Raw genomic sequence first — 16826 nt, 5'->3', positions numbered from 1 at the left:
CGACGCGCCACCGGTCAGGCACGGGCGACACCGCTGCTGCCCGAGCGGGCGTCAGGTGGACAGCGGGGCGTCCGGGCTCTCTGCGCCGGACGCCCCTCCCGGCCCGTCGCCGTCCGTCCCGCCGGGCAGCTCGCAGAACTTCTCCACCACCATCCCGACGACCGTCAGGACGACCGCGCACACGACCGCGGCCCCCGCGGCGGTCGCCCGGTCCCGGCGCGCGTCGATGGCGAGGTCCCCGAGGACGACGAGGACCTGGGCGAGGTACCACCCGGCGAGGAGCGCGCCCGTCAGCGACGCGGCCTTGGCCAGGACGAGGGTGCGTGCCGCTCGCAGCGGGTCGAGCGACGGTCGCCTGCCCTGCTGGTAGGAGCGCACCGCCCACCCGGCCCAGAGGATCGCACCGGCGAGCGCGAGGAGCGTGACGTCCACGACCCACGGGACGACGGGGAGGTACGTCCCACGACGCTCGAGCGACCAGACGGCCACCCAGCTGAGGAGGGTCGTGATCAGCAGCAGCCGGACCAGCGTGGCGACCGCGGTGCGACGCATCAACGGGACGGGCCCGCCGGGTCGACGGGGAACGTCGGCGGCACCCCGGTGATCGGGCCCTTCGGGTCGGACGCCTCGGTCGTCGCACCCGGCTCACGGCGGGGCAGGCGGACCGGTGCGAACGGGTTCGCGGCAGGATGCTCCCCCTCGTCCAGGGCTTCCTGCTCGTCGCGCCTCGGCGCCTGCCCGACGTCGGCAGGGCCCGAAGGCGTCTCGATCGCGGGCACCCTGCTGACCGGGGCGAACGGGTTCGGCGGCAGCTGCGACCCCGCACCCACGAAGGCGGTCGGGTCGCCCGCACCCGCCGGCTCGTCGGGCTGCGGGTGGACGGGCGCGAAGGGTGGCCGCGGCCGTTCCGGTGCAGGCTCGTTCGACGGAGCGGTCGGTTGCGTCACCTGCTCGAACGGCGGCGCCGGCGGGAGCATCGGGGCTGGCGCCGGCGACGGCGCCGGTGTCAGCGGTGCGGGAGCCAGCGGTGCCGACTCCGGCATCCGCTCCGGCACCCACTGCTGCGGCTGTGGCTGCGCAGGAGCCTCTGGCCGCGCGGGTGCCTGCGGCTGCGGAGGGACCGGCTGGTGCCCGGACTGCTCGTCGTGTCGCCGGGGCGCGGGAGGTGCCGGCTCGCCGGCCGGCTGCCCGACGGGCGTGTGCTCGTCCGTCGACCGCTCACCGGCAGGCTGGACGTGGTTAGGCTCGTCGACCGGCTGGGCCTCGGTGGGCTGTGCGTCTGCGGCCCGGACGATCGGGACCGGGCCCGTGATGCTGCCCGGACCGTCGCCGGTCACCGCGGTGACCGGCGCCTCGGGCCGCGGGACGGGCGCCTGCGGCGGGACGGCCGCCAGGAACTGCCCCGAGATCGGTGCGGGCGACGAGGGTGCGGCCGGGGCCACGGACGGAGTCTCTCCCGTCCCGAGCCCTGGTGTCGGTTCCGTCAACCAGTCGAGCGCGAGCCAACGGATCCCAGTGCGGTCCGGGGCCGTCGCGGCGAGCGCCTGGACCGGGCCGCCGCCCAGGCCGGGGAGCACGGCATCGGGCGAGATCTGGGACCAGGGCTCGAGCACGAACGCCCGCTCGTGGGCACGCGGGTGCGGCAGCTCGAGGTCGTCGGCGACGGCGGTGAGCGTGCCGTAGACCACGAGGTCCACGTCGAGCGTCCGCGGTCCCCACTTCTCGTCGCGTACCCGGCCGTGGAGCTGCTCGACGCTCTGGCAGGCGTGCAGCAGGTCGCGGGCGGACAGCACCGTCCGGGCGAGGAGCACCGTGTTGAGGAAGTCCGGCTGCTCCGGTCCGACGGCGGCCGTCCGGGCGAGCGGCGATACGTCCGTGACCTCGATGCCGGAGATGCGGTCGAGATCCGTGATGGCCTCGCGCAGCGTCTCCTGCGCGTCGCCGAGGTTGGCACCGAGCGCGATCACCACGTCGACGAAGCCCGCGGGAACCTCGTCCATCCGGTCGCGCTCGCGGGCGGGCACGGACGGCGTCGTGGCGGCCGCGCCGTCCCCATGACGGTCCGGCTGCCCGTGCGGCTCGCCGGGGTCCTGGTCGTCGGGCTCCTGTTCCTCAACGGCCGGCTCGTGCAGGTCGGCCCTCGCCTGGTCGGCTCGCGCCGGCTCGTCGTGCGACTGGTCGTCCGGCTGTGCGACGTGGTGAGCCTCGCCGACGTCCGGCAGCGGAGGTGGACCGGCGGGTGCCTGCGGGGCGAAGGGCTCGCCGTGCAGGACGGCGGGTGCGACGGAGCCCACGGGGATCGGCGCCGCGGGCGCTGCGGGCGAGGCCGCCACGTGCTGCGGCGCCTCTGCTGCCGGCTGCGGCGCGACCGTCGGTGCGACGACGACGGGCACCTTCACCCGATCACGTCGGATCACGACCTCCACGTCGTCGAAGGGGACGTCGATCGGTGCCTGCGGCTTGTGGATCGCCACGTCGACGGCGACGACGGGCCCGTGTGCCAGCGCGGCGGCGGCGACCCGCTCGGCCACGGTCTCGATCAGGTCCACCGGCGACCCCTCGAGGATCGCGACGACCTCCTCGGCCACGACCGCGTAGCTCACCGTGTCCGCCAGGTCGTCCCCGACCGCTGCCGACCGGGTGTCGAGGTGCAGGACGACGTCCGCGCGGAACACCTGGCCCTCGACACGCTCGTGCGCGAGCACACCGTGATGGCCCGTGGCCGACAGCCCACCGATCCTGATCTGGTCGAGCGGGCGGCCGTCCGGACCGGGAACGACCCCTGTGAACGCTGCGGTCACGTCGTGCTCCCCTCGTCGTCGCCGAACGCTTCCTGAACCGTCTCATCCTGCGTGCTGACAGGGCCCGCCGTCGAGTCGACGGCGCGTGCGCCGTCCCACGCCGCGACGACCCGCACCGCGTCCGCGGTCGCCTGCACGGCGTGCACCCGCACGCACCAGGCCCCCGCGGCCGCGGCGAGCGTGGAGACCGCCGCCGTCGCCGCGTCCCGGGCAGCGGGCGGCGCCAGGACGCCGTCGGGTCCGGCGAGCAGGTGCCCGAGGAACCTCTTGCGGGACGCACCGACCAGGACGGGACGTCCGAGGGTGCGCAGCGTGCCGAGGTGGCTGAGCAGGGGCCAGTTCGCCGTGCCGGCCTTGGAGAAGCCCAGACCCGGGTCGAGCACGATCTGCTCGGCCCGCACCCCTGCCGCGCGCAGGTCGACCATCCGCGCGGCGAGCTCGTCCCGCACGTCCGCCACGACGTCGTCGTACACCTCGAGGGAGTCCATGACGTCTGCGTGCCCGCGCCAGTGCATGCACACGTACGCGACACCCGTGCGGGCGACGACCTCCGCCATGCGCGGGTCGGCGAGGCCTCCGGAGACGTCGTTGACGAGCCTGGCGCCGGACGCCACCGCCCGCTCCGCGACCACCGCGCGGGTGGTGTCGACGCTCACGACGGCGCCGTCGCGGGCGAGGGCCTCGATGACCGGCAGGACGCGCGCGAGCTCGTCCTCGACGGGCACCCGCGCCGCTCCCGGCCGTGTCGACTCACCGCCGACGTCGAGGATGTCCGCACCCTCGGCGCGCAGCCGACGTCCGTGCGCGACCGCAGCGGCTGGCTCGAACCACTCGCCGCCGTCGGAGAACGAGTCGGGCGTGACGTTGACGACCCCCATGACGAGAGTGCGCCCGAGGTCGTCGAGCTCGGCCAGGCCGGGGAGCCTCACGCTAGCGCCCGAGGATCAGGCTCATGGCTTCGGCGCGGGTGGCGACGTCGCGCATCTGCCCCCGCACCGCGGACGTGACCGTCCGCGAGCCCGGCTTGCGCACCCCGCGCATCGACATGCACAGGTGCTCGCACTCCACCACGACGATGACCCCGCGCGGCTGGAGGTTCCCCACGAGTGCGTCAGCGATCTGCGAGGTGAGGCGCTCCTGCACCTGTGGCCTGCGGGCGTAGACCTCGACGAGCCGCGCCAGCTTGGACAGCCCGGTGATCTGGCCGTCCGTGTTGGGGATGTACCCGACGTGCGCGACGCCGTGGAAGGGCACGAGGTGGTGCTCGCACGTCGAGTACACCTCGATGTCCTTGACGAGCACCATCTCCTCGTGGCCGAGGTCGAACGTCGTGCTCAGGACCTCGCCCGCATCCTGCCGCAGACCGGCGAAGATCTCCCGGTAGGCCCGCGCGACCCGAGCGGGGGTCTCGCGCAAACCCTCCCGGTCCGGGTCCTCGCCGACGGCGAAGAGGATCTCGCGGACCGCCGCCTCGATCCTGGGCGCGTCGTACGCCGGCACGTCGCCGGGTGCCGGGAGGTCGTCGGCGGCGTGGGCGACGCGGTGCGCGTCGTCCATCAGGTCGTCCGGTCCGGGTCGTCACCGTCCGCGGGCCGGTCGGTGAGCCGGTCGGCGATCCGGTCGGCGACCGACCTCGGCGCGTCCTGCACACCACCCACAGCACCGCCCGACGGCACCTCGCCGATCCGCTCGGGCGGCAGCTCGTCGCTCGCGGCAGCGGCCTCGTCCTGCGGGATCACGGGGCTGCCGTTGCTCTTGGACCTCTCGACGTCCGTCTGGACGGGCGGGCGCTGGGAGACCTCGCGCTGCTCGCTCGAGAGCCAGACGTCGCGGGCATCCCGCTTGACGACCGGCGCGAAGACGTCGGCGAGCTCGGCCTGGTTGAGGGTCTCCTTCTCCAGGAGCTCCAGCACCAGGTGGTCGAGCACGTCGCGGTACTGGGTGAGCACCTCCCACGCCTCGTCGTGAGCCGCCTCGACGAGCTTGCGGACCTCGTGGTCCACCGTGCCCGCCACGGATTCCGAGTAGTCGCGCTGGTGCCCCATGTCGCGGCCCAGGAACGGCTCCCCGGACCCGGTGCCGAGCTTGATCGCGCCGACGCGCTCGCTCATGCCGTACTCGGTGACCATCTTGCGGGCGATCGCCGTCGCCTTCTCGATGTCGTTGGACGCACCGGTCGTCGGGTCGTGGAAGACGAGCTCCTCCGCGACCCGGCCGCCCATCGCGTAGGCGAGCTGGTCGAGCAGCTCGTTGCGCGTCGTGGAGTACTTGTCCTCGGTGGGCATGACCATCGTGTACCCGAGGGCTCGCCCACGGGGAAGGATCGTCACCTTCGTCACCGGGTCGGTGTACCGCATCGCGGCCGCCACCAGGGCGTGCCCGCCCTCGTGGTAGGCGGTGACCTTCTGCTCCTTGACGTTCATCATGCGTGTGCGCTTCTGCGGACCCGCGACGACGCGGTCGATCGCCTCGTCGAGCGCGCGGTCGTCGATGAGCTGGGCACCGCTGCGCGCTGTGAGGAGCGCGGCCTCGTTGAGCACGTTGGCGAGGTCCGCACCGGTGAAGCCGGGCGTGCGGCGCGCGACGGCCATGAGATCGATCTCGGGGACGATCGGCTTGCCGAGGGAGTGCACCCGCAGGATTGCCTCGCGGCCCTTGAGGTCCGGTGCCTCGACCGCGATCTGACGGTCGAAGCGGCCGGGGCGCAGCAACGCCGGGTCGAGGATGTCGGGCCGGTTCGTGGCCGCGATGAGGATGACGTTCGCCTTGACGTCGAACCCGTCCATCTCGACGAGCAGCTGGTTGAGCGTCTGCTCGCGCTCGTCGTGGCCGCCGCCCATGCCTGCCCCGCGGTGCCGTCCGACGGCGTCGATCTCGTCGACGAAGATGATGGCGGGCGCGTTCTCCTTCGCCTGCTGGAACAGGTCGCGGACGCGGCTCGCGCCGACACCGACGAACATCTCCACGAAGTCCGAGCCGGAGATCGTGTAGAACGGCACGCCCGCCTCGCCGGCGACGGCGCGCGCGAGCAGCGTCTTGCCCGTCCCGGGCGGCCCGTACAGGAGCACACCCTTGGGGATCTTGGCGCCCAGGGCCTGGAACTTCTCCGGCTCGGCGAGGAACTCCTTGATCTCGTGGAGCTCCTCGACGGCCTCTTCGGCGCCGGCCACGTCCGCGAAGGTCACCTGCGGGGTGTCCTTCGAGACCAGCTTCGCCTTGGACTTCCCGAAGCCCATCACCTTCGAGCCGCCACCCTGCATCCGGGAGAGCAGGAACCAGAAGATGACGCCGATGATGAGGAACGGGATGAGCAGGGTGAGCAGCGACGACAGGAACGACGGCTGCGCGACCTCCGAGTTGTACCCGTCGGTGGGCTCCGCCGCGACGACCGCGTCGACCACGGCCTCGCCCTGCGGTGCGACGTAGAAGAACTCGACGTCGCGGCCCTTGTTGTCCTCGTCGACCTCGTAGTCCTCCGAGAGCGTCAGCCGGACCCGCTGGTCGCCGTCGACGATGAGGGCCTGCTCGACCGTGTCGCCGGCGAGCAGCTCCAGCCCCTGAGACGTGTCGATCCGCTCGACGGAGGGCCCCGACAGCGTCGTGAAGGCGATCCAGAGGATCACCAGGCCGAGCACGATCCAGACGATCGGGCCACTGAGAATCTTCTTGATGTTCATCGGCGACGGGGACGATTCCCCGCATCCCTCCACTCGCGCAATGGTTCGCCAGTGAAGTTACACGTTCTCCCTGGCAATTGGCTGGTCTGTTCGCCCAGGGCGTTGACCCGTCGTCAGCTGGAGTAGACGTGCGGGGCGAGGGTCCCGACGAACGGGAGGTTGCGGTACTTCTCGGCGTAGTCGAGGCCGTAGCCCACGACGAACTCGTTGGGGATGTCGAACCCGAGGTAGCGCACGTCGACGTCGACCTTCGCCGCGTCGGGCTTGCGCAGCATCGAGGCGATCTCCACCGACGCCGGCCCGCGCGAGCGCAGGTTGGACAGGAGCCACGACAGCGTCAGGCCCGAGTCGATGATGTCCTCGACGACGAGCACGTTGCGGCCGGAGAGGTCGGTGTCGAGGTCCTTGAGGATCCGCACGACGCCCGAGGACTTGGTGCCCGAGCCGTAGGACGAGACCGCCATCCAGTCCATCTCGACGGGGTGGTGCAGGTGCCGGGCGAGGTCCGCCATCACCATGATGGCGCCCTTGAGGACGCCGACGAGCAGCAGGTCCTTGCCCGCGTAGTCGCGGTCGATCTGCGCGGCGATCTCACCGAGCCGCGTCTCGAGCTGCTCCTGGGTGAGGAGGATGTTCTCGAGATCGTTGCCGACGTCCGATGCGTCCACGGGGGCTACTCCTGGTGGTGTTGGTGGGTGTGGCCGGAGACCACGGGTGCGGGTCGTAGGAAAAGCCTGCCACACGCGCGCCACGCACGAAGATCACCCGGCAGGTGCAGCGGACCCTGCCCCCGCCAGCGGGTGACGAGGGCGTCGAGGGCGGCCACGTGCGTGTGCCCGAGAGCCCCGGCGGGCGCCCCCGCGGCGGCGGCGGCGGACCGCAGTGCCCGACGGCGCAGCGCCGGCGGTGCGCCCGCGAGCACCTCGACGCCCAGCACGATCCCGCGACCGTCCTGGTCCCCGCCGGTCCCGGCGACGTCCACCTCGCGCCGTGCGCGCTCGAGCAGGTCGTCGGCGAGGCCGTCGAGCAGGTCTGCGTCGTCGCGCAGCTGGTCCGCCGTCCGGGCGAGCGCCTCCGCCACGCCCGGACCGAGCACCCCCTCCAGGGCGGGCAGCGCGCGCGCCCGCACCTGCGAACGCAGCGGCGTCCCGGCCGCACCGTTCGTCGGGTCCTGCCAGTAGGCGAGGCCGTTCGCGGTGCACACCGCCTCCGTGTCGCTCCTGCGCAGCCCGAGGAACGGGCGCCGCCACAGCCCGCGGACGGCTCGCATGCCGGCCAGCGAGCGAGCGCCCGACCCGCGCGCGAGGCCGAGCAGAACCGTCTCCGCCTGGTCGTCGAGCGTGTGCCCGAGCAGCACCCCGGCCGCACCCCGATCACGCGCGACGTCCTCGAGCGCCGCGTACCGGGCTGCCCGGGCGGCGGCCTCCAGCCCTCCGTCCGAGCCGACGACGACGCGGCGCACCTCGACCGGGTCGAGCCCGAGCCCGCGGCAGGTGCGGGCGGCGTCGGCGGCGACGCCGCCCGAACCCGGCTGGAGGCCGTGGTCGACGATCACCGCACCGGCGCGGACGCCGGACCGGCGCGTCACGAACGCGGTCGCGGCCGCGAGCGCGAGGGAGTCGGCGCCGCCGGAGCACGCGACGAGCACGAGGTCGCCCGGGGCGAGGTCCGCCGTCGCGGCACGGACGGCGTTGCGCGCGGCGGCCACGGACGGTGCGGGTCCGGCCATCGGCTCAGCCGTGGACCCTGCGCACCCAGGCCCGCGCGTCGGCGATCTCCCGGGAGGTCGGCAGGTTCTCCGGTGCGGCCCACACGGCGTTGAAGCCGTCGCGGCCGACGTCCTTCTCCACGGCGCGCACGAATGCCGCCCCGTCGCGGTACTGCGCGATCTTGGCGTCCATCCCCAGCAGGCGGCGCAGCACGGCGTCGAACGTCCCCGACCCCGCGCCGTCGCGCCGTCGCTCGAAGCGGGCCCGGATCTGCCGGACGGTGCGCACGGTCCGGGGACCGACCGCGTCCATGGCGACGTCCGCGTGGCCCTCGAGCAGCGCCATGACGGCCGAGACCTCCTCGACGGCGTGCCGCTGCTCGGGGCTGAGCACGCCGTCGAGCAGCGACGAACCGTCCCCCCGCACCGCGCCGAGCACCGCGCGGCCGGCGACCGTGAGCCGGTCGCGGAGCCGGGCCTCCGTCAGCCGCCGGGAGGACTCCGTGACGTCCGCGAGGAGCGACGTCGCGCGTGCGCGCAGGTGGTCGGCCAACCACGGTGCCGCCGAGAACTGCAGGGCGTGGGTCTGCTCGTGCAGGGCGACCCAGAGCCGGAAGTCCGACGGCACGAGCTCGAGCTCCCGCTCGACGTGCAGAACGTTCGGTGCGACGAGCAGCAGGCGCCCCGCGCCGGGGCTCTCGGGGGCGCTGTAGGGGTCGAACTGCCCGAGCACCCGGCTGGAGAGCGCCGCGAGCACCGCCCCGACCTGCGCGGCGCCCGTGAGTGCCGTCGCCTGCGACACCCGCGGTCGCCGGCCGCGGGCCTCGGCCTGGTGGTCGCCGGGGAGCCCGGCCGTCATCGCGGCCATGATCTCGGTGTTCGCCCTCGCCCACCGCACCCGGTCGACGACGTACACCGGCCCCAGGCTCGTCGGGCCCCCCGGGTCGGCGCCCGGGCCGGGAGCGACGCGCATCCGCGTGACGCGCAGGACGTGCGGGACCGCGGCGCTCGCCACCGCGTGCAGGTCGGCGACGAGGTCGTCGAGCTCGGTGCGGGACGCCGCCGGGCCGGGCCGGGCGAGCCGGCCGGCGATCTGCGCAGCTGCGGACCAGTCCACGAGAGGGGTGGGCGCCGCGTCGGTGAGCGTCATCGCTCCACCGTAGTCGCCGCGTGGCCACCGTGAGCGACCGTGGGCGGCCCCGGACGGCCGCGTACCGGTCAGGTGCAGCCACACTCGGCGAGCGAGGCCACGAAGCCGTCGAGGATGAGGCGGGCGCCCCACGTCCCGCCCTCGGGGACGTCGTCCACGAGGAGCGCGAACAGCAGGAGGCGGTCGTCGTCGGTCACCACGGTGCCGGCGAGCGAGGTGACGTCGGGCAGGCTCCCGGTCTTGGCGCGCACCACCCCGGCGCCCGGCGTCTCCACGAAGCGGTCGTCGAGCGTGCCGCTCAGCCCGGCGATCGCCAGACCCGTGGCACCGGTCCGCAGCTCGGGGTGCGCGGGGTCGGTGAGCAGCGCGAGGACGTCCACGAGCTGGCGCGCGGACAGGGCAGACCCGTCGCCGAGCCCCGCGCAGTCCGCGATCTGCGCACCGGTCAGGTCGACGCCGAGACGTTCGACGCTCGCCCGCACCGCCTGCGTGGCGCCCTCGGCGGAGCCCGGCAGGCCCGCGTCGAGCGCGACCACACGGCCCACGACCTCGGCGATGGTGTTGTCGGACCGCTGGAGGAGATAGTCCACGACCTCGCTCAGCGGCGCCGAGCGCACCTCGGCGATGGTCGTCGCGCTCGAGGGCGCGGTCCCCCGGACCGGTTCCCCGGTGACCGTGACACCCCGCTCGTCCAGTGCGGCGGCGAACACCTGGGCCGCCGCGAGCGCCGGGTCGGCACTGCGGGGCGCGTACTCCTCGTCCTCGAGCCGCGCGATGTCGATCGCGAGGGCCGTCACGGGCGCGACCCAGCCGTCCCGGACGCTGTCGGGGTGCCAGCTGGGGCTCTCGGCCGGACCGGTGAACAGCGAGTCGTCGACGACCAGCCGCACGGTCGTGCGGCCGGTGAGCCGCAGCTCTGCGGCGACCTGCGCCGCGAGGTCGCCCAGCCCGGCCCGGCCGTTCACCGCGGTCGGGTCACCGGCACCCGCCGCGAGCATCATGTCGCCGCCGCCCACCAGCGTGATCGTCTCCGCGGACTCCTGCACGACGCTCGTCGGCAGCGTGGTGGCGCCCCCCGGCGAGCTGAGGGCAGCGACCGCGGTGAGCAGCTTGAGGCTCGACGCCGGGACGAGCGTCGCGTCGGCGGCGTGCGAGCCGAGGGCCTCCCCGGTGCTCGCGTCGACGACCAGAGCACCGAGCGCCGGGCCGAGCCGCTGGTCGGCGGCGAGCGCGTCCACGGCGGACCCGACCTGCGCCGGGGACGGTACGGGCGCCGTCTCGTCGAGGATGTCGAGCGTGACGCTCGGCGGCGTCCCCTCGACCGCGCCGGGCGCCTGCGGGAACGGGGCCGGCTCTGCGTGCGGCGGCGCGAGGGTGAGCATCCCCGGCACCGCGTCGTACGCGTCGGCCGTCAGGTATGCCCCGGCCAACGTCAGCACCACCGCAGCGGTCGCGCCGGTCCGTGCGCCCCACCCCATCTTCGTCCCTCATGTCTCTCGGGCGTCCTGCACGCGACGCGCACCGTGCACCGGCAGATGCACGTGCGCATTATCACTCAGTTTCCGGCCCTCACGGGGGCCGCGACCACTCGCCGAACACCGATCACATGGCACACTGGACGCGCACGCAGGCGTGGTCCGCGTCGTCGTCGGCTCGTCGCCGGTGGGGGGCCCGCGTCTGCACGAACAGCCATCACCCGACCAGGTACCGCGCCGAGCACGCCGGACTGGTTCGACCTGGAGGAGAACAGTGGAGTTCGACGTCACGATCGAGATCCCGAAGGGCCAGCGCAACAAGTACGAGGTCGACCACGCGAGCGGTCGGATCCGGCTCGACCGCATGCTCTTCACCTCGACGCGCTACCCGGACGACTACGGGTTCATCGAGGGCACGCTCGGCGAGGACGGCGACCCGCTCGACGCGCTCGTCCTCCTCGAGGAGCCGACCTTCCCGGGCTGCCTGATCCGCTGCCGCGCGCTCGGCATGTTCCGCATGCGCGACGAGGCCGGCGGCGACGACAAGGTGCTCTGCGTCCCGACGGGTGACCAGCGCGCCGCGTGGCGCCAGGACATCGACGACGTGTCCGACTTCCACCGTCTCGAGATCCAGCACTTCTTCGAGGTCTATAAGGACCTGGAGCCCGGCAAGTCTGTCGAGGGCGCCCACTGGACGGGCCGCTCCGAGGCCGAGGCCGAGATCGAGCGCTCGATCCAGCGCGCCATCGACAGCGGGTACCACACGCCCGGTCACTGACCTCTCGCACCACGTGCGACGGCGCCGCTCCCCTGGTCGGGAGCGGCGCCGTCGTGCGTGGAGGCGGTGCGGGCCGATGAGCACCACCCTGCGAGATCTCACTCTTCAAGACACGTCTACCGACCCGCGAGACGGCGACCTAGTCTCGTCCGTATGACCTGCCGAATGTGTTGCTGACCCCGCGCACGTTCGCTCTGCCCTGCGTCGCCCCCTCCCCCTGTCGTCGATGACGGGCGGAGCTCCGGCGCCCCTCGGGCATCTCCCGTACACGTGCGCCATCCGCCCGCCCCGCGTCCCGCGCGTCGAGCAGCACGTGCGACGACGGTTCGCGGCTCCGATCGACGAACCCACCTGGAGAGCATCGTGACCGACACCACCCAGCCCGCAGCCCAGCCCGGATGGTCCTTCGAGACCCGCCAGATCCACGCCGGGCAGTCGCCCGACCCGACGACCGGCGCCCGCGCCCTGCCCATCTACCAGACGACCTCGTTCGTCTTCCCCGACGCCGGCGTCGCGGCCGACCGCTTCGCGCTCAAGGACCTCGGTCCGATCTACACACGCATCGGCAACCCGACCCAGGAGGTCGTCGAGAACCGCATCGCCTCGCTCGAGGGCGGGGTGGGCGCGCTCCTGCTCGCCTCGGGCCAGGCGGCCGAGACCTTCGCCATCCTCAACGTCGCCGAGGCCGGCGACCATGTCGTCGCCAGCCCCAGCCTGTACGGCGGCACGTACAACCTGCTGCACTACACGCTCCCCAAGCTCGGCATCACGACGACGTTCGTCACCGACCCGCACGACCCGCAGGCCTGGCGCGACGCGGTGCGGCCGAACACCAAGCTGTTCTTCGCCGAGACCATCCCCAACCCGAAGTCCGACGTCCTCGACATCGAGACGGTCGCCGCCGAGGCGCACGCCGCGGGCGTCCCGCTGATCGTCGACAACACCGTCGCGACCCCGTACCTCGTCCGGCCGCTCGAGCACGGCGCCGACATCGTGGTGCACTCGGCGACCAAGTACCTCGGCGGCCACGGCTCGGCCATCGGCGGGGTCATCGTCGACGGCGGCACGTTCGACTTCGCGCAGGACACGGAGCGCTTCGCGAACTTCAACACCCCGGACCCCAGCTACAACGGGATCGTCTTCGCCCGTGACCTCGGTGTGGGAGGCATCCTCGGTGCGAACCTCGCCTACATCCTCAAGGCCCGCGTCCAGCTCCTGCGCGACCTCGGGTCGGCCATCTCACCGTTCAACGCGTTCCTCATCTCCCAGGGCATCGAGACCCTGTCGCTGCGCGTGGAGCGCCACGTCGCCAACGCGCAGAAGGTCGCGGCCTGGCTCGAGGCGCGCGACGACGTCCGCCAGGTCCACTACGCGAGCCTGCCCTCCAGCCCTTGGTACGCGAACGCGCAGAAGTACGCGCCGCAGGGCGCCGGCGCCGTGCTGGCGTTCGAGCTCGACGGCGGCGCCGAGGCGGGCCAGGCGTTCGTGTCCGCGCTCGAGCTGCACTCGAACGTGGCGAACATCGGTGACGTCCGCTCGCTCGTCATCCACCCGGCCTCGACGACGCACAGCCAGCTGAGCCCGGACGAGCAGGCCCTGTCCGGGGTGACGCCGGGACTCGTGCGCCTGTCCGTCGGCATCGAGCACGTCGACGACATTCTCGCGGACCTCGAGCTCGGCTTCACGGCCGCGAAGTCGCAGCTCGGCGCCTGAGACGACCTGCCCGATGACGCACCTGGACAGCCGGGGCGCCCCTGGCGCCCCGGCCCTACAGTGGGAAGCAGTGAAGCCCGACCCTGCCCCGGTGGCCGGACCGTCCCGACGTCCGGCGTCGTCGCGCGCCCGGGTGAAGCCGGCGGTGCGCGCCTCGGGCGCCTGGCGCGAGGGGGACGACGTCGGGAACCGGCAGTTCGCGCAGGTCGGCACCTTCGACCTCGAGTCAGGTGTGCGCCTGCCCGACGTCCGCGTGGCGTACGAGACGTGGGGCACGTTGAACGCCGACGGGTCCAACGCGGTCCTGGTGCTGCACGCCCTGACGGGAGACTCCCACGTCACCGGGCCGCAGGGCCCGGGGCACGCCACGGCCGGGTGGTGGCAGGAGATGGTCGGGCCGGGCGCACCGATCGACACGAACACGTACTTCGTCGTCGCGCCGAACGCGCTCGGCGGCTGCCAGGGGACGACCGGCCCCGCGTCGTCGGCGCCAGACGGGCGCCCGTGGGGCAGCCGCTTCCCCCGCGTCAGCACGCGTGACCAGGTCGCCGTCGAGATCGAGCTCACCCGCGCGCTCGGGATCAGTTCCTGGGCCCTGGTCGTCGGCGCCTCGATGGGTGGCCTGCGGGTGCTGGAGTGGGCGGTCCTCGGCCCCGAGGCCGGCATCGCCGTCGAGGCGATCGCGCCCATCGCGACGAACGCGCAGACGAGCGGGGACCAGATCGCCTGGGCGCACCCGCAGCTCGGCGCGATCCGTGCCGACCCCGGGTTCCACGGTGGGGACTACTACGATCTGCCCGACGGCGAGGGGCCGCACCGCGGTCTCGGGATCGCGCGACAGATCGCCCACACCACGTACCGGTCGGCGCGTGAGCTCGACGAACGCTTCGGCCGCCTGCCGCAGGGGGGCGAGAACCCGTTCGTCGACGGGCGGTACGCCGTCCAGTCCTACCTCGATCACCACGGCGACAAGCTCGCGCGGCGGTTCGACGCGAACTCGTACCTCGTGCTCACCGAGTCCATGCTCACCCACGACCTCGGCCGCGACCGTGGCGGGGTCGAGGCGGCGCTCGCGCAGATCACGGCCCGGGCGCTCGTCGTGGCGGTCGACACCGACCGGCTCTTCCTCCCCGCCGGATGCGCGCGCATCGTCGCCGGGATCCCGGGAGCCGAGCCGCTGCACGTCCTACGGTCCGACTTCGGGCACGACGGGTTCCTCATCGACTTCGACCAGCTCGGCCCCGTGGTGGCGGACTTCCTCGGCCAGCGCGCGCGGCTCTGAGGACGGGAGCAAGGAGCAGGATGGATCCGGAGGTCACAGAAGCAGCCCGCGTGCTGCGGCAGCAATGGGCGCGGCTCGACACGTGGCTGCGCGATCTCGACGAGAGCGGCGCTCTGGACGACGGGATCACCGAGCGTCCGAGCGTGCTCGACGGCTGGACCCTCGGCCAGCTCGTCTCCCACCTCGGACGTGCCATGACGGCGCTCACGGCTGCGAGCCCCGTTCCGGCGGGCACACATCCACTGACGCTGGCCGAGTACCTGGGCACGTACCCGGCGCGAGCCGAGGAGGTCGCCGATGCGACACGGGAGCTCGACGCCGACCTCGGTCTCGACCGCCTCACCGGCGTCGGCCGTCTGGCACAGGCCGCGTTCGCTCGCCTCGACGAGCTCGCGGGCGAGACGATCGTGCAGGCGAGGCGTGGTCCGCTCACCCTGCGGGACATGGTGGTCTCCCGAACGGTCGAGCTGGTCGTCCACGCCGACGACCTCGCTCGCTCCGCGCCGGAGATCGGGTCGGACCCCGTCGATCCGCAGGCTCTGGCGGCCGTCGCCGACGAGCTGCTGCGCATCGTCGTCGCCCGGGGCGGATGGCGTCTGACCGTCGCAGACCCGCTCCTGTGGGTACGGCTCGCGACCGGACGTCAGCCCTATGACGTCGACGAGCTCGCTCGTGCTCTGGCGCCGGCGCACACCTCGGAGGCCGTGCCCGACCTCGGGCGGATGCTCCCGCTGCTGTAACGGATCTGCGGCCGATGTACGCACGAGCCGCGCGCCAGGCGCAGTGCCCGCCCAGACCGTAGGTTGGTCCCATGCTCGTCGCGTACGCTGCCCACCTCGGACTCCCCGACCCGCTGGACGGCCCTCGGGCCGAGCATCAGGTCGGGAGGGACGTGCCAGAACCGTGACCACGCCACGCACCTACCCGCCCGGATGGACCGAGGACGTGCTCGGACCGGACTACCGGCGGCACACGCTCGAACTCACGCCGGACGACGAGGGCGCCGTCGAGGCGACCGTCGTGCGCTACGAACCGCCCACGCCGGACGCGAGGCGACCGGTCCGGGCTGTGCTGTACCTGCACGGCTGGAGCGACTACTTCTTCCAGACCGAGCTCGCGCAGTACTGGAAGGCTCAGGGCGCGGCGTTCTACGCGCTCGACCTGCGCAAGTACGGCCGGAGCCTGCGACCACACCAGACCCCGGGGTACGTCGAGCACCTCGACGAGTACGACGAGGACATCGGAGCCGCGCTCGACCTGGTGCGGGACGAGCTCGGTGCGCACGCGTCGGTGATGCTCATGGGGCACTCCACGGGTGGGCTCGTCGCGGCGCTCTGGGCGCAGCGCCACCCGGGACGGATCCGCGGCCTTGTCCTCAACAGCCCCTGGTTGGAGCTGCAGGGTTCGTCGGTGGTCCGGACGGTCTCGACGCCGGCGATCCGCCAGCTCGCACGCTTCCAGCCCCGAGCACCGTTGCCCAACGTGGATCCCGGCTACTACGCGCGCAGTCTCCGCGACCTGAACGGTCGCGGCTGGGACATCGAACCGGCGTGGCGGCCGGTCCCGTCGTTCCCAGTCCGTGCCGGGTGGCTGCGCGCCATCATCGAGGGGCACGCGCGCGTGGCGGCAGGGCTGGATATCGACTGTCCCGTGGCCGTCCTGACCGCGAGCCGCTCGCTCATCAGCGCCCGGTGGAGCGAGGAGATGCGCAGCGCGGACATCGTCCTCGACGTGGAACTGCTCGCCCGTCGCGCACCGAACCTGGGACCCGTGGTCTCCGTGGTGAGGATCCTCGGCGGCGTGCACGACCTCTGCTTGTCGGCACCCGTACCACGAGCTCGCTTCTTCGCCGAGATGACGCGGTGGGTGGCCGGCTACGGGTGGAGCTGACGAGCGACGTGGGCCGGCCGCCCGGAGACGGGGTGTGGGGGTATGCCAAAGGCCCACCCCGGTGGGGTGGGCCTTTGGTGAATGGGTGTTCGGCGGCGTCCTACTCTCCCACCCCGTCTCCAGGGCAGTACCATCGGCGCTGAAGGGCTTAGCTTCCGGGTTCGGTATGGGACCGGGCGTTTCCCCTTCGCTGTGACCGCCGTAACGCTATCGAGTTGTCGGGTGCCCCCCTTTTGCCGCCCGTGGTCGTGGGTGGTGGGGGTGTTGGCCCGTTTCTCGGGAACCGCACAGTGGACGCGTAGCAAAAGTGTTGGTGTTGAAGTTGTTGGCTGATTAGTACCGGTCAGCTGCG

Annotated in this window: 14 protein-coding genes and 1 rRNA gene; 5 read left to right on the top strand and 10 right to left on the bottom strand. The window is 73.0% G+C overall.

The features are described from left to right. Nucleotides 1–51: 51 nt before the first annotated feature. The 9 genes from OHL10_RS12180 to dacB form a co-directional block, all read right to left on the bottom strand. Complete coding sequence (locus OHL10_RS12180) at nt 52–552, bottom strand: DUF3180 domain-containing protein (RefSeq protein WP_265522491.1); 501 nt, start codon at nt 550–552, stop codon at nt 52–54. Then, entirely contained in the window at nt 552–2801 is a 2250-nt protein-coding gene (gene folK, locus OHL10_RS12175; protein WP_265522490.1) for a 2-amino-4-hydroxy-6-hydroxymethyldihydropteridine diphosphokinase, read from the bottom strand. The genes OHL10_RS12180 and folK overlap by 1 nt, the downstream gene beginning before the upstream one ends. Continuing rightward, complete coding sequence (folP, locus tag OHL10_RS12170; protein ID WP_265522667.1) at nt 2798–3679, bottom strand: dihydropteroate synthase; 882 nt, start codon at nt 3677–3679, stop codon at nt 2798–2800. The genes folK and folP overlap by 4 nt, the downstream gene beginning before the upstream one ends. A 52-nt stretch (nt 3680–3731) precedes the next feature. Then, nucleotides 3732–4358 (bottom strand): GTP cyclohydrolase I FolE, encoded by a 627-nt coding sequence (gene folE, locus OHL10_RS12165; RefSeq protein ID WP_265522489.1) that lies wholly within the window; start codon nt 4356–4358, stop codon nt 3732–3734. After that, complete coding sequence (gene ftsH / locus OHL10_RS12160) at nt 4358–6478, bottom strand: ATP-dependent zinc metalloprotease FtsH (protein WP_265522488.1); 2121 nt, start codon at nt 6476–6478, stop codon at nt 4358–4360. The genes folE and ftsH overlap by 1 nt, the downstream gene beginning before the upstream one ends. A 113-nt stretch (nt 6479–6591) precedes the next feature. Beyond that, nucleotides 6592–7146, bottom strand: coding sequence for a hypoxanthine phosphoribosyltransferase (gene hpt, locus OHL10_RS12155; RefSeq protein ID WP_265522487.1), 555 nt, complete (start codon nt 7144–7146; stop codon nt 6592–6594). Nucleotides 7147–7151: 5 nt separating this feature from the next. Further along, on the bottom strand, nt 7152–8207 hold the full coding sequence (gene tilS, locus OHL10_RS12150; RefSeq protein WP_265522486.1) for a tRNA lysidine(34) synthetase TilS: 1056 nt from the start codon (nt 8205–8207) through the stop codon (nt 7152–7154). 4 nt (nt 8208–8211) lie between these two features. Beyond that, on the bottom strand, nt 8212–9336 hold the full coding sequence (locus OHL10_RS12145) for a zinc-dependent metalloprotease (RefSeq protein ID WP_265522485.1): 1125 nt from the start codon (nt 9334–9336) through the stop codon (nt 8212–8214). A gap of 68 nt (nt 9337–9404) precedes the next feature. Then, nucleotides 9405–10814 carry a D-alanyl-D-alanine carboxypeptidase/D-alanyl-D-alanine endopeptidase gene (gene dacB, locus OHL10_RS12140; protein ID WP_265522484.1) on the bottom strand — a complete coding sequence of 470 codons (1410 nt, stop codon included), beginning with the start codon at nt 10812–10814 and terminating at the stop codon, nt 9405–9407. A gap of 271 nt (nt 10815–11085) precedes the next feature. On the opposite strand from dacB, the gene OHL10_RS12135 reads away from it, so the two are divergent. From OHL10_RS12135 to OHL10_RS12115, 5 genes are all read left to right on the top strand, one after another. Then, nucleotides 11086–11589, top strand: a complete 504-nt coding sequence (locus OHL10_RS12135; RefSeq protein WP_265522483.1) for an inorganic diphosphatase — start codon at nt 11086–11088, stop codon at nt 11587–11589. Between the two features lie 363 nt (nt 11590–11952). After that, on the top strand, nt 11953–13302 hold the full coding sequence (locus OHL10_RS12130; RefSeq protein ID WP_265522482.1) for a bifunctional o-acetylhomoserine/o-acetylserine sulfhydrylase: 1350 nt from the start codon (nt 11953–11955) through the stop codon (nt 13300–13302). Between the two features lie 13 nt (nt 13303–13315). After that, nucleotides 13316–14584 carry a homoserine O-acetyltransferase MetX gene (gene metX, locus OHL10_RS12125; RefSeq protein ID WP_425499002.1) on the top strand — a complete coding sequence of 423 codons (1269 nt, stop codon included), beginning with the start codon at nt 13316–13318 and terminating at the stop codon, nt 14582–14584. A 20-nt stretch (nt 14585–14604) separates the two neighbouring features. Then, on the top strand, nt 14605–15324 hold the full coding sequence (locus OHL10_RS12120; protein WP_265522480.1) for a maleylpyruvate isomerase N-terminal domain-containing protein: 720 nt from the start codon (nt 14605–14607) through the stop codon (nt 15322–15324). 163 nt (nt 15325–15487) lie between these two features. Further along, the gene (locus OHL10_RS12115) at nt 15488–16474 is read left to right on the top strand and encodes an alpha/beta hydrolase (RefSeq protein WP_265522479.1); all 987 of its coding nucleotides are present in this window, start codon (nt 15488–15490) and stop codon (nt 16472–16474) included. Between the two features lie 87 nt (nt 16475–16561). Here OHL10_RS12115 and rrf read toward each other — a convergent pair. Beyond that, nucleotides 16562–16678, bottom strand: a 5S ribosomal RNA gene (rrf, locus tag OHL10_RS12110). Nucleotides 16679–16826: the final 148 nt, after the last annotated feature.

The sequence above is a fragment of the Oerskovia flava genome, from assembly GCF_026163685.1.
GTDB lineage: Bacteria > Actinomycetota > Actinomycetes > Actinomycetales > Cellulomonadaceae > Oerskovia_A > Oerskovia_A flava.
The sequence above is the reverse complement of the archived record's forward strand: the minus strand, read 5'-3'. Positions and strand labels throughout refer to the sequence as shown.

Excerpts from the sequence above, each read along its gene's own strand:
- OHL10_RS12120 (WP_265522480.1), top strand. The coding sequence starts at position 14,605 with ATGGATCCGGAGGTCACAGAAGCAGCCCGCGTGCTGCGGCAGCAATGG.
- folE (WP_265522489.1), bottom strand. The coding sequence starts at position 4,358 with ATGGACGACGCGCACCGCGTCGCCCACGCCGCCGACGACCTCCCGGCA.
- tilS (WP_265522486.1), bottom strand. The coding sequence starts at position 8,207 with ATGGCCGGACCCGCACCGTCCGTGGCCGCCGCGCGCAACGCCGTCCGT.
- dacB (WP_265522484.1), bottom strand. The coding sequence starts at position 10,814 with ATGGGGTGGGGCGCACGGACCGGCGCGACCGCTGCGGTGGTGCTGACG.
- OHL10_RS12145 (WP_265522485.1), bottom strand. The coding sequence starts at position 9,336 with ATGACGCTCACCGACGCGGCGCCCACCCCTCTCGTGGACTGGTCCGCA.
- OHL10_RS12180 (WP_265522491.1), bottom strand. The coding sequence starts at position 552 with ATGCGTCGCACCGCGGTCGCCACGCTGGTCCGGCTGCTGCTGATCACG.
- metX (WP_425499002.1), top strand. The coding sequence starts at position 13,316 with ATGACGCACCTGGACAGCCGGGGCGCCCCTGGCGCCCCGGCCCTACAG.
- folP (WP_265522667.1), bottom strand. The coding sequence starts at position 3,679 with ATGGGGGTCGTCAACGTCACGCCCGACTCGTTCTCCGACGGCGGCGAG.
- ftsH (WP_265522488.1), bottom strand. The coding sequence starts at position 6,478 with ATGAACATCAAGAAGATTCTCAGTGGCCCGATCGTCTGGATCGTGCTC.